We start from the raw sequence: 13515 nt of genomic DNA on the forward strand, positions 1-13515 counted from the left end.
GCATATCCTTTATTTATTATATTCAAAACGTTTTACTTACGTATCCAAACATTGGTTATTTCCCCGAATACAATTTTGTGATAGTCATTGGTTTCAGCATGAGCTTCTACCACGAATTTCTTTCCGGCTTCGGTATAGAAATCGTCAGGCGAAACGGTTGTAACTTCGGTCAGTTTACATTCAATAACTAATTTGGCTTCGCGGTATGTCATATTTCCGGATGGAGTTTGTATTGAGACCAGATTGTTTTCTTTCATTTTATCGCTGTTGCGTCCCGATTTTTTGCCGAACTGGATAAAATCTTTTTTGTACTGGTCGTCGAAATAAGTCATAGTATAAGTTTCTTTTTTGCGCATAATCTCGAGGGTATAGCGGTTTGATCGGAGAAAACACCATGTAGTCGGTTTTTCGAGCAAAATACCCCAGCCACCCCAGCTGGCTACCATAGAATTATATAGAGAAGGGTCTCCCGCTGTGATAACTGTAAAATCGGTACCTACAAGCTTGAAAACATTTTCGGGAATCTCTTTCACATCTATTTGTTTGAAAATATCGGTGAACGAATCGCTCTGAGTAGCTTGGCTATAAATTTTACCACCTGATATTAAAAGGAGGATTGCTGTTAAAAATATACTTAACTTTTTCATTTATGTATTTATATTAAATGGTTTGAATTTCGGAGAGACAAAAATACAATTATGGTTTTGAACGGAAGTAGTAAATAACCGGCAGAAAGTGGTAAATCTCGGTCTATTCCGCAGGTTTCTTTGAATTGCGAAAACCCACGGGAGTGAATCCTGTATTTTTCCGAAAGTATTTATTGAAGTTGGTCGGTTCATCGAATCCAAGCTCAAAGCCGATTTCTTTTGCTGATAAGTTGCTGTATGATAGTAGTCTTTTGGCTTCAAGTGTGATACGGTAGTCTATGTACGCTTTGGGTGTTTTACCTGTTAGTGTTTTAACTTCTTTAGATAATGCTTTTTCGCTGATACCCAGTAGCTGTACATAATACTGAATATTACGATTCTCCTTGAAGCGGCGTTCAACCTCATTATAGAATTTACGCCCAAGACTGTTTTGTGTAGGAGGATATGTGGATACAAGCTGTCTTTCGGCTTCAAGAATAATAATACGCAGGAAGCTTTGGGCTATGTTAATCTGAAAACTATCGGTCTGCTGTTTTAGTTCATTTTCTAATTGGGCGAATAGATTGCTTATCAAACTCTTGTTAAGTATAACGGTTTTGTTTAGATTAACAGGGTTCAGAATCTCGGATGTGTAAAGTAGATTCGAATCTTGTTCGGTCATATTAAAGAAAGAGTCGGTGAACAGAATCATCTTTCCGGCATATTCACAATCGGTATCGAACTGGCAGACTTGTCCGGCTGCAATTATCAGTAGTTCGCCACTTGTAATGACGATTTCCCGAAAATCTACATGTAGACGGATATTCCCTTCTGTAAGCCATATGACTTGAAAAAAAGCAGCCTTATGAGGTTGTCCCAGAAGTTTCGGAACTTTCTTCGTAAACTGCATATCCTTAACTTCTATATCTATCGGTAAGGTTTTGAACCCGACAGTCCTGATATTTTCGTTCATCGTGGAGATTCTTAATTGATAACCTGATTGGTGAGCCAATATGATTTAAATGATTCCTGAAGACAAGAGATCTAGTTCTTCTTCCAGATTTATACGGGCTTGCTGTTCGTATTTTTCAATGAAATACTTGGTCTTGAATATTGAATTCATATTCAGGAAATGTGCGAGTGCCTTTTTTCTGCCATATATATAATCTGTATTTGTGTAGTTAAAGTATTCGCTGCGGATATTCTGTTTGTAGGCAGTATATGCTTTGGTATCAGACCCTAATATCGATAAATCGCTATCTGTGAAAAGATTAGTGTCATTGTCTTCATTCAAGCTATGCCCTTTGGTTGCCAGAATATGCATGATACATCTTTGTATACGATTTTTGGGATAGCCGATTTCATTCAATCGTTCTTCTGCAAGGGAAGCACTTTCAACTTCATTGTCAGAGCGTTGGGTATTGTAAATGATGTCGTGGTAATAAAGGGCAAATAATATGCTATGCCAATCTTCAATCTGATTTTTTACTTCAAGCAGTTCATTATACATTTGTTTCAGATGAGTCAGGTCGTGATAATATCTGCCGGCATCATGCAGGTTGATTACTATTTCGTTCCAAAATCGGGCAGCGGTATTTTTATCTGCCGAATAATTCCTTACGAGTTCTGTAAATACTTGTTTCAGCATAAGATATAAAATAAGTGTAATTCGATACTAATTTATGAATAATTATCGAATTACACTCTCTTCCGGTTTTCAATTACCGTATATCTTCCGCATTTTGCTTTTTGTGAACAATCTCTTTTATTGGTTTTACTTCCTTCCCATCCCAGCGATAGTAACGAATTATATGATGAGTTTTTTCCATAATAGGCGAACCGTTTTTATCTTCCAGAATATTGCCGTTTCCGTCGGATTTGCCTTCTTCGGTGGCTTCTATTTCTACAATTAATTCGTTAATGGGGATACCCGAACTTTCAGGATATTCGATTGTATTAGTCGTTTGGTCATACTCATTGTACATGTTTCTGACATCGGCATTAGCTACTAATAAAGTTTTTCCATTATCAAACCGCACCGGAAGATATATTTGTTTGTAATCGCTGAACCCGTATTCGCCACTCGCGTAAGAGTGGGGTAGTTCGACCAGTTTGGTATCGGTTTTTACTACAAAGACATTGCCTTCCGATTCGGGACAACTTTCTCCATGATGCCAGTATATGCGTGCAATTTTAGGATTACCTTTAAGTGATGCCCTCGAATCTTCTATAAAGTACTGGTTGTAATACTCTATGTCAAATAGCTTAATGTCAAGCGATAGGGTGTCGGATATTTTAACGTTGTAGGATGCGTATTCGCAGGGAGTGAATACGAGTTTAAATCGGTGATTGGAATCTCCGGTTGCACTTTTTCCCAGAATAAACTGATTGTAAGTATTGCCGATATCTATATTTTCGTCTTTGATGTATCCGAATGTATCCTGATAGAACCGGCGGTCATTGCTTCCTTTGTAACGGATATAATACCATTTGACTTTACTTTGGGGTTCGACACCTTCCCTTTCTATTGTTATTTGTGTAAATGGGTCCAGAATAGATATTATACCGTCTTTATCCGGTGCGGCATATACTTGGGTCGGTTTATCGAATGTAAACCGGTATTTGCTAAGCCCGAAGGCATAAGCATCAGTATTCCATGCGGTTTCTCCCGGTATAAATATTTCTATATACGGAAAGTTGGTTACCGTATCGCATTTATCGGTAGTGTGGGACGCTGCCGCTGTTACTGTTTCGGTATTTTGCTCAGAGTGTTTACTTTGCGTACAACTGAAGGTTATATTTATGAGTAGTATAAAAAAGAGTGTTGTTTTTAATCTGTTCATCAGAAGGTATTCTTATGAATTAACCTGTTCTATTCGTTAGGATTATTAGTCCAGTGTGTAAGTGATTCACAAAAACGACGGGTAAAAAAATCCTCTTTGTCGGACAGGTATTCGACAATATCCGCAAATGTAATAATTTCATTATTCCCTTTGACATTCTGCGGCTGGATGCAAACTACTTTTACCGTATAATGGTTTGAAGTATTTTTCAGCAGGGTATTGTCTACCCATCCCATTTCATTCAGTTTGGAAAGCAGATTATCGTACTTTTTCTTGATCATGCTCGCTTGGCGGATAGCTATTACTCCATCTACCAAGTTGGGAATATTATGTTTTTTTGCTTCGCCTATATAATTGTGTTGCAAGGGTAGCACTGTATTAACATCTGTTATTAATTCTATCAGATATACTTCTTTTTGACTTTCGTTTACAGCTAGATAGTCAATCTTCAGAGGATCAGTAGAATGGGTGAGGTCGGCGTCGAAAACAGTACCGGCACTGACAGGGAATTCGGGGATGATGTGATCGGGTTTTATCCCAAACTTCTTTTCAATAATACAGGGTAAATAAATTCCGAATAGGATGTCGGTTCTGCGTTGTAATAAAAATGCAGGAAAATTGCGCCATTCGTCTAGTCGGTCAAATACTTCATTGATAAGATAATGCTCATTTGTCATAACGATGCAAATTTTAAAAATTTAGAGCTTATTTATTTAATGGGAGGATTTTGTCTTTTTGTTGTTTTATATAGGATTTATTGCTGTTATAAAGAAAGAATATCTTTCTCAAATAATCAAATGCTTTTATATAAATTTCTTTATGATAGTTTAATCTCGAATGCAAAAGTATATAAAAAAACCTAAGTATGAAACTTAGGTTTTTGATAAATGTGTATTTAACACTTATATCTGTGTCTGAGGCCTTGAAATAGGTGTCTAGACAATTTTCACAAATGTTAATTAACTTTTGATAGTGATGAGTCCATCGCAGCAGCTGCCTGACGGCCATCACCCATAGCTAAAATGACGGTGGCTCCTCCACGTACGATGTCACCTCCGGCGTATACTCCGGGTAAGTCTGTCTCCATTGTATCCTGATTAATAACGATGGTTCCCCATTTGGTAACATCTAATCCTGAGAAGGTTGATGGTATCAATGGGTTAGGAGATACTCCCACGCTGACGATAACTTCGTCTACATCAATCCACTCCGTAGCTCCTTCGATAGGTACGGGCTTGCGACGCCCCGAAGCATCAGGTTCGCCCAATTCCATTTTCTGCAGCAGCATTCGTTGTAAACGGCCATTTGCGTCACCTTCGTACCGGATTGGATTATGCAGGGTAAGGAATTCGATACCTTCTTCTTTAGCATGTTTTACTTCCTCAGCACGGGCAGGCATCTCTTCGTCCGAGCGGCGATATACAACCATTGCCCGTTCGGCACCCAGACGGCGTGCGGTACGGACTGCGTCCATAGCTGTATTACCGGCACCGATGATAGCAACACTTTTTCCTTTTTGCACAGGGGTGTCGCTTTCGGGATTTGAGGCATCCATCAGGTTGACCCGGGTAAGGAATTCGTTTGCCGACATTACACCTATGAGATTCTCACCGGGGATGTTCATGAAGTTGGGCAGGCCTGCTCCACTGGCTACAAAGATTCCTTTAAAGCCTTCGTTCAAAAGATCTTCATGAGAAATCGTTTTTCCAACAATACAGTTCTTTATGAACTTAACTCCTATTTTATTCAGTACATCTAGTTCAAAATCTACAATATCATTAGGAAGACGGAATTCTGGAATACCATATTTCAATACTCCTCCGATTTCGTGTAATGCTTCGAAGACAGTGATGTCGTATCCTCTTTTCGCCATATCTCCGGCAAATGATAGTCCGGCAGGTCCGGAACCTACAACTGCTACTTTGATACCGTTCGATTTTGGAGTTTCCGGTTCAGGGATGATTCCGTTCAGACGCTCGTAATCGGCAGCAAATCTTTCCAGATATCCTATGGCTACGGGTTCCTTACCCATTTTCTGGATGTATATACATTGGGCTTCGCATTGTTTCTCCTGAGGACAAACGCGTCCGCAAACGGCAGGTAAGGCACTGGTTTCTTTCAGTGTGCGTGATGCTTCAAGGAAATCACCCCGTTCGATATTCTTGATAAATGTAGGAATGTTTATCTCTACAGGGCAGCCTGTTACGCAGGTTGGATTACCACAATCGAGGCAGCGTGAAGCTTCTGCAACAGCTTGCTCTTTGGTAAGTCCCTGATTAACTTCAGCTTTCAGTTCGTGACTGCGAAATTCGGGATCGAGTTCATTCATATGCACACGTGCACGTTCGCCCCGTTCTTTAGCTTTTATGCTTCTGCGCAGTTCGTCCCTCCAAGGCTCGCTCCGCCTTTGTTTCATATATTCTTCTCGTGTCATTTTTTTCTGATCGTTTTCTTGAAAAAAGAAGTTTCCGTATTTACGGTTATATATAATGTATAATTAAGCAATATTCAGGTCTGAGGCCTTAGCTATAGGCTTTAAGTCTCATCAGCATTTCGTCGAAATCAACTTTGTGGGCATCGAATTCGGGACCATCAACACATACGAATTTGGTTTTTCCATCGACTGTAACTCTACATGCTCCACACATTCCGGTACCGTCAACCATAATTGTATTGAGTGACGACATTGTTGGTATATCATACTTTTTAGTGAGAAGCGATACGAATTTCATCATAATTGCTGGTCCGATAGTTACACACAGATCTACTTTTTCGCGCTTGATTACCGATTCTACACCATCGGTTACCAACCCTTTTTGTCCTGACGATCCGTCGTCGGTCATAACAATGACTTCATCCGAATACTGCGCAACTTGCTCTTCAAGTATGACAAGGTCTTTATTACGGGCTGCCAAAACAGAAATCACTCTGTTTCCGGCTTTTTTCATAGCTTCGATAATCGGCAACATAGGAGCTATACCTACACCGCCTCCTGCACATACTACTGTGCCGTAGTTTTCGATATGGGTTGCTTTACCTAAAGGGCCTACCAGATCGGTAATGTAATCGCCTTCGTTCAGGTTACAAAGTTTTTCGGATGATACGCCTACACTTTGTACAACTATAGTGATGGTGCCTTTTTCGGGATCGCTCTGAGCGATAGTAAGTGGGATACGTTCTCCTTTCTCACCGACTTTTACTATAACAAAATGTCCTGCACGGCGGCTTCGGGCTATCAAAGGGGCTTCGACTACGAACTCAACCACTTTGGGCGAAAAGTATTGTTTTCGGATAATTCTATTCATGTCATTTTTAGTTTGATTACAAATATAAGAAAACAATAGATTTTATCTAACTTATATAGACGAAAGTTTAACTATTGATATGTATTCGAATATCTAAATATTAAAAAGTTAACCGGAGTTAGCATTTGCTCCTCAATGTGTAAATTATATTTTTCATATTGCAACAAGAGCATACATCGCGAAAAGCGCCATGATGACTGATATCAGAATTATAGCTATTGCGCTGATAATGGATGATTTGAGAAAGGATATACTTTTTTTCTCTTCAAAGAAGTATAGATGTGCTTTGAAAAAGTACCATATGATATATGCTAAATATAGGAGAGTAAGAAAGCTGTCGATCTTGTCCCAAAATGGAATAAGCCCGATTTTATTCATTATGAAGCTCAGAAGATTGAGGAATGTCATTATCAGCAAGATAAAGGAAAAATAGTATAGAGTGAAGATACCGCTGTCCGAATAGTATTTTCGTTGGCGAAAATGGAATATCCATACCCAAAAGGCGAAGATCGGCATATATATGAATAGTACCTTGGTAAGGTTGTGGGTTATGAATTCCCATATCTTTTCACTTTTATTTTTGTTAAGTATATTGGATAGGGCCTTTATTGCATATTTAGTAGAATAATATTGATCTGTTGGTATATTATAAATTTCAGAAATTGAATCTAATTGTGCGATTGTGCTTATTTCGATTTCGATTGCTTTGCCGGTATCTTTGTTGGTGCCGTTTACCGTGAATTCTGTCGTATGATCACTCGTAGCATTAATATCTACCTGAATACTGTTGGTTCCGAGTATTCCATAGAGAAAGAATGTAATGAAACTGACAAATATGTATAGCTTGATAGGGTCAACATAGCTTTTGCGCTTTCCCGAAATGTATTCTTTGGGAAGTTTTCCGGGCGATAAGATAAGGTGTTTAATTGTTATCCAAAATGTACTGTCGTAATGGAATAAGTCGGCTGCAAAATGATGTATTAGTTGAAGAAATGTATAATTAATATCGGTGTTTTCCTGTCCGCAATGCGGGCAAAATCGCTCTGCTACATATTTTCCGCAATTCTGACAGGTTTTTTCAGCCCTTATTTTCGCATGACTCATGTATATATACCCTTTAGAACATTCTTGATAATAATGAATGTTGCAAATATATATTAAAATTATTTAATTCGCTTCCTTTCTTTTCTCCTAAACTGGTTTGTACTAGCATTATTTCCGACTTTGGGGCTGATTTGTTTTCATTCTGTTGATTGTTGAACCTCAGTGTCTTATTCTTGCTGTTTTTTATTAAATTTGTCGAAATTTTGGCAATCACTGTAACCAAAATGTAAAAACACATAATAATATAATGCTAGAAAAAATTTTCAGGAAAAAAGATATTCATCAGATGCTCACTGAAGCGGAGGGTTCGAATGATGGATTGAGGCGAAATCTTACCGCAGCGAATCTAGTCACATTGGGTATTGGCGCAATAGTGGGGACAGGTATTTTTGTAATTACCGGAACGGCAGCAGCTAACTATGCGGGTCCGGGGTTAACTATATCTTTTCTTATATCGGTGGTCGGATGTATAATGGCTGGACTCTGTTATGCCGAATTTGCCGCAATGATTCCTGTTGCCGGTAGTGTATATTCGTATAGCTATTCTACAATGGGCGAGGGATTAGCCTGGTTTATCGGCTGGGTGCTTGTACTCGAATATTTGTTTGCCTGTTCTAGTGTTGCTGTTGGGTGGTCGGGTTATATAGTGAGCCTCTGCGAAGGCTGGGGGATACACCTGCCTCAACATTTGTCGTATGCCACATTTGATCATACCGAAGCCGGTTGGGTGATGACCGGTAGCCTCTTTAATTTTCCGGCTGTGTTTATTATTGTGCTTGTTTCCACTTTATTATTAGGGGGGATCAAGCAATCTGCTTTTATCAATAATATTATTGTGGTGATAAAAGTCGGGGTGATCTTGCTTTTTATCGGATTTGGGCTATCGTATATTGATACTAGTAACTGGGATCCTTATATTCCGGCAAATACAGGTAGTTTTGGAGAATTCGGATGGAGTGGGGTGCTTCGTGGAGCCGGAGTTGTATTTTATGCCTATCTCGGTTTTGATGCTTTATCGACCGCTGCTCAGGAAGCAAAAAATCCGCAAAGGGATATGCCGAAAGGTATTTTGATTTCATTATTGATATGTGCTGTCTTATACATATCGGTAACAGCTATTTTGACGGGGATTGTAAATTACAAAGATCTGGATGTGGCGGCTCCAATTGCACTGGCTATAGACCGCACGGGTTCAGGTTTGGCGTGGTTGAGTCCGTTTATTAAACTAGGTGCTATTGCCGGTCTTAGTTCCGTTATTTTAGTGATGATGCTGGCGCAGTCTCGGATCTACTATTCTATATCTAAAGATGGCTTATTGCCTAAATTTCTATCTAAAATACATAAAAAGAGTGGTATACCTCATCGTGCTACTTTTCTAGCCTGTGTTATTACTTCGGTGTTTGCCGGATTGTTTCCTTTGCATGTATTGACCGAACTGGTTTCAATTGGTACATTAATGGCGTTTTCTATTGTATGTATTTCTATATTGGTCTTGAGGAAGACCCAACCCGACTTAAAGCGACCGTTTAAAACTCCTTTTGTTCCTTTTGTACCGCTTTTGGGAGCGGGGGTTTGTATTATGCAGATGCTGGCTTTGCCTTGGGGTACTTGGGTAAGGCTTATAATCTGGACTTTAGCCGGGCTTATCTTATATTTAGCCTATGGTCAAAAGCATAGTGTATTGAACAAATCGTCTTTGAAAAAATGATGTCCTGATCCTGTTAACATATTTGTAAAGTTAAATATTAACTAATTTTCAATTTTTATTGTTTATTATTAATAAATGTCTATTTTTGTACCTAGAATGAACAAACTCAACTCTTTATATGAAAAAGCAATTTAAATTGTTAATGTTATCAGGCGTAATGGCTAGTGCAGTATTGGCTTCTTGTAAAAGTAGTGATAGTGTGGTAGTATACGATGATCAGGCCAAAGGAACGGTCTACCGTGCTAATAGGGATACTAAGCGTCAGGACATGGAAACGGGTAGTACCAGAGTATATGCAAAGAAGAGTGCTAATCGCGATGTTATTACCACATACACTGCACCCGATGATGCTAGTACTGTAGTTCAGACAAAACGTGTTGTGCGTAGCAGCAACGTTCCTGTTGAAAGTAGTAGTTATTATGCACCCGATGCACCGAATGTGGCGATAGCTATTTCTCCTGCACCACAATATACTCCCGAATATGTTGATATGACAGGACAGCCTCAGTATAATACTTATCAGGCTCCGCAACCCGTTAGACAAAACAGACAGACTTATCAGTCTCAGGACTATTATTATGATGATTATTCTCAACCCCAATATAATAGCGGACGTAACAAAGCTTTAGATAATAACTTGTCGAACAGACCAAATGCATATACTCTTTCTGACGATATGTATACCCCTGAGTATAGGGCTATGATGAATAGACGTCAGTCCAGAGTTAATAATCCGCAACAAGTGCAAAGATCTAATCCATATGATGGTTTGATGACTGTTCAGGATGGAAATGTTGTGCCATATGTACAATCTCAGCCTCAACAACAATATTATCAGGCCCAACCCCAACAGCAGTATTATCAGGCTCAGCCTCAGCAACAATATTACCAAGCTCAACCCCAACAGCAATATGCTGCACCTCAACAGCATTGTAATGCTTATGTCGCTTCACAGCAGCCTCAACAATATGTTGTGCCTGTTCAACCACAGCAACAATATGAGTCTACTGTAGTTGAAGTGTATAGTGCTCCTGTACAGAATACTTATGCATCTAATGCGGCGGTATCTAACTATCCTGCTACTTTGTATTTCAAAAATGGAGCAAAATTGACAGGGGTTTTAGTTGAAATAGATAATGAAGTATGTCAGTTCAGAATGTCTGAAGGACGTACTGTTAACTTTGCGACTAAAGATATCCTTAAAATAGAGAGACGATAAAATTCGACTAAATAAGTATCTTTTAAGAAAAATCCCGAAAGCATTGTGCTTCCGGGATTTTTTATTTTGTTTAAATAAATGATATGTGTTAGCCGACAGTCGAAAACCTTTTATCAGTATTCAGCATCAGTTTATCAAGAGAGGCCGCCACATTACGAACGAATGGTGTAGCTCCCGGAAGTATGCGGATATGGTTGTTGTCGTATTCGATTATTCCGTCCTGCGCGAATGCCTTTAAAGCACTATCGCTGTAGTTTAATGCAGCTTTGATATCTTCTACATTGCTATTTAGATGTGTGGCTAGATCTGTCCAGTGAATTTCGTAGTTACACATAAGAGAAGTAATTACTTCTCGTGTGATTTGCTCTTCCCGGTTCAGGGCATAACCTTTCAATACAGGAAGTTGCCCCGCATTTACTTGTTTGATATATCTATTCAGGTCTTTGGTGTTCTGGCTGTAAGCGGTAGAAAGCTGGCTGATACCTGTAACCCCGAAGGCGTACACTTGTCCTGTGGTACGACGGGTACAATATCCCTGAAAGTTACGGTGCAGATTCTTGTTTTGTTGTGCAATATACAGTTCGTCTTCCGGGCGGACAAAGTGGTCGAGCCCTACAGTGCAATATCCGGCATCGGTTAGTAGCCTGCGGGCTGTTTCGTACAATTCATTTTTTTGTACGGCGTTTGGCAGGCCTGTTTTCTCCAGAAGGGCCATCTTTGGGTTTACCCATGGAACATGTGCATATGAGAATGTTACGAGCCGGTCGGGCTTCATTCCGATGGCTTTATTTATTGTATTGGCAAATGTTTCGGGGGTTTGCAGAGGTAGTCCATATATGAAATCCATATTCAGAGCGATGCCTTTCGATTTTAATAATCCGGCTATTTCCTCTACAGGCATTTTCGACGGTTTTCGGTTTACCGCTTTGAGTACTTTTTCGTCGAAATCCTGAATACCTATACTGAGACGATTGAATCCCGCATCTATCAGGTCCATCCAGTACGATTCGTCTAAATATCCGGGATGGCATTCGATCGCTATTTCGGGATTATCTATGGTCTGAAATCTCGATAGCAGCATCCGGTTTATTTCTTTCAAAACAGATACCGGCTGTGATGTGGGGCTGCCTCCGCCGTAATGTATTTGGGCTATTTTTCTGCCCGGATCGAGTAGGGGAAGCACCATTTCTATCTCGCGCTTTACTGCATCGATATAGTCGGATACGACTCTTTTGTTTTCGAGCAATAAGGCATTGCAGCCACAGTAATGGCACATCTTGAAACAAAATGGTATATGTATATAGAACGAAATATCCTGCGGTTGCTCTTTATTTGATTCGACTATTGCATTATGGTAGCTGACCCTATCGAAAGATTCGGTAAAGAAATTAGCTGGAGGGTAGCTTGTGTAGCGGGGTACGGCTACGTTGTATTTATTGAGTAACTCTTGTTTCATTGTCAGATATGTTTTTCTTGAAAATCAAAAGAATATATATCAGGGAGAAAGCAGCTATAGCGCTTTCGAATAAAAAGAGGTTAGCATAACCAAGTTCACCTGCTACTTTTCCGGCAGCAGCAGCCATAAGCATTCCGCTGAGATGAGTAATAACTGTCTGTATCGTAAAATCGGTACCTTCGTAACCTTTCCGCACGCTGTCCATTGCTGTCGTATACACCACAATGGTAGACATACCGTAGCTAGCCCATAGAAGGGTAATGCCCAGGTGAAGCGTAGCAGTGTTGACCTGAAGGTAGGTTATTAGCATGTAAAAATAGATTGTGGTTATAAGGGTGAAGCCGGCAAAGATGATACGTGGCCAGAAACGCCCGAACCGACGAACTATGAATCCGCCCGACAGTGAGCCGACACAGCCTATAGATGTACCTATAATACCGGACATAACTCCTATCTCCTTCATATTATAACCATAGTCGACGAGCATAGGTTTCAGCATGGCAAGTGTGCCGATAAGTCCTGCATAATAGAAAAACAGAAAAATAATTTGTTTCCAGATACCTCTTTGTTTGAAGAACCCTAAAAGATCGTCGGGATGCGGTGCTTTCATTTCCTTCTTCTTTTCGGGCTGGTCTGCTTGTTCCGACTTAAAGAAAAAGAGAGGAATGAGAGCTAATACAACAAATAATGCCAGATAGGGGAGTAGTTGGTTCCATCCTATTTTGTGGTACAGTAATAAAAGTATACCTCCACCAATCATTGCTCCGGCAAAACTTCCTACCGATTGCATGCTGTTTACGAGGCTTTTGTCTTTTTTATCGAAAGAAAGAACTGCCAGCGCATCTGTCGCAATGTCCTGAGTGGCCGATGCCACAAATGAAAATATTATGAGAGCGACTATAGTATATATACTGGTTTCGAGATCGAGGAAAGAGATTGCTAATATGATAACGGCGTAAATAAGTTCGGACGAAAAGATCCACCTCTTGTAGTGGCTCAACTTATTACAACTGCGGTCGACAGCAGGAGACCAGAGAAACTTCAGTACCCATGGGAGTTTCATAAACTGAAGAAGCCCGATTGTTTCCAATGAAAAATGTTGCTGGCGCATCAGTACCGGCAAAATAGTTGAGAAAAAACTCATCGGTATTGTTTGAGCAATATAAAGACACAGGAATGTAAAGAGCCGACCTCCGTTTTCTATACCTCGGTTTAGATTCATTCAGTTATAGTTTGATTTATTAAAATCAGTTT

Annotated in this window: 12 protein-coding genes; 2 read left to right on the forward strand and 10 right to left on the reverse strand. The window is 39.8% G+C overall.

Annotation, left to right across the window (positions count from 1 at the left end; genetic code table 11):
• Nucleotides 1-32 precede the first annotated feature (32 nt).
• From BUC12_RS13705 to BUC12_RS13740, 8 genes are all read right to left on the reverse strand, one after another.
• On the reverse strand, nt 33-647 hold the full coding sequence (locus BUC12_RS13705) for a flavin reductase (RefSeq protein ID WP_082141897.1): 615 nt from the start codon (nt 645-647) through the stop codon (nt 33-35).
• Nucleotides 648-750: 103 nt separating this feature from the next.
• On the reverse strand, nt 751-1599 hold the full coding sequence (locus BUC12_RS13710; protein WP_062179169.1) for an AraC family transcriptional regulator: 849 nt from the start codon (nt 1597-1599) through the stop codon (nt 751-753).
• A 45-nt stretch (nt 1600-1644) separates the two neighbouring features.
• Entirely contained in the window at nt 1645-2274 is a 630-nt protein-coding gene (locus tag BUC12_RS13715; protein ID WP_062179167.1) for an HD domain-containing protein, read from the reverse strand.
• A gap of 73 nt (nt 2275-2347) precedes the next feature.
• Nucleotides 2348-3469 (reverse strand): hypothetical protein, encoded by a 1122-nt coding sequence (locus BUC12_RS13720; RefSeq protein ID WP_062179164.1) that lies wholly within the window; start codon nt 3467-3469, stop codon nt 2348-2350.
• Between the two features lie 29 nt (nt 3470-3498).
• Complete coding sequence (locus BUC12_RS13725) at nt 3499-4146, reverse strand: hypothetical protein (protein WP_062179161.1); 648 nt, start codon at nt 4144-4146, stop codon at nt 3499-3501.
• Between the two features lie 278 nt (nt 4147-4424).
• The gene (gene gltA, locus BUC12_RS13730) at nt 4425-5903 is read right to left on the reverse strand and encodes an NADPH-dependent glutamate synthase (protein ID WP_062179158.1); all 1479 of its coding nucleotides are present in this window, start codon (nt 5901-5903) and stop codon (nt 4425-4427) included.
• A gap of 88 nt (nt 5904-5991) precedes the next feature.
• Nucleotides 5992-6774, reverse strand: coding sequence for a sulfide/dihydroorotate dehydrogenase-like FAD/NAD-binding protein (locus tag BUC12_RS13735; RefSeq protein WP_062179155.1), 783 nt, complete (start codon nt 6772-6774; stop codon nt 5992-5994).
• Between the two features lie 153 nt (nt 6775-6927).
• Nucleotides 6928-7878: a DUF3667 domain-containing protein gene (locus BUC12_RS13740; protein ID WP_062179152.1), complete on the reverse strand. Its 951-nt coding sequence runs from the start codon at nt 7876-7878 to the stop codon at nt 6928-6930.
• A 247-nt stretch (nt 7879-8125) separates the two neighbouring features.
• Here BUC12_RS13740 and BUC12_RS13750 point away from each other — a divergent pair, with 247 nt between their 5' ends.
• Complete coding sequence (locus tag BUC12_RS13750; protein WP_062179145.1) at nt 8126-9586, forward strand: amino acid permease; 1461 nt, start codon at nt 8126-8128, stop codon at nt 9584-9586.
• 118 nt (nt 9587-9704) lie between these two features.
• Nucleotides 9705-10805, forward strand: a complete 1101-nt coding sequence (locus BUC12_RS13755; RefSeq protein WP_062179142.1) for a hypothetical protein — start codon at nt 9705-9707, stop codon at nt 10803-10805.
• An 88-nt stretch (nt 10806-10893) separates the two neighbouring features.
• Here BUC12_RS13755 and hemN read toward each other — a convergent pair whose 3' ends face one another.
• Entirely contained in the window at nt 10894-12261 is a 1368-nt protein-coding gene (hemN, locus tag BUC12_RS13760; RefSeq protein ID WP_062179139.1) for an oxygen-independent coproporphyrinogen III oxidase, read from the reverse strand.
• The gene (locus BUC12_RS13765) at nt 12239-13483 is read right to left on the reverse strand and encodes an MFS transporter (protein WP_062179135.1); all 1245 of its coding nucleotides are present in this window, start codon (nt 13481-13483) and stop codon (nt 12239-12241) included. The genes hemN and BUC12_RS13765 overlap by 23 nt, the downstream gene beginning before the upstream one ends.
• Nucleotides 13484-13515: the final 32 nt, after the last annotated feature.

Origin of the sequence: Indolivaga macrotermitis (genome assembly GCF_900128985.1) — a bacterium.
GTDB classification, from domain to species: domain Bacteria; phylum Bacteroidota; class Bacteroidia; order Bacteroidales; family Dysgonomonadaceae; genus Dysgonomonas_A; species Dysgonomonas_A macrotermitis.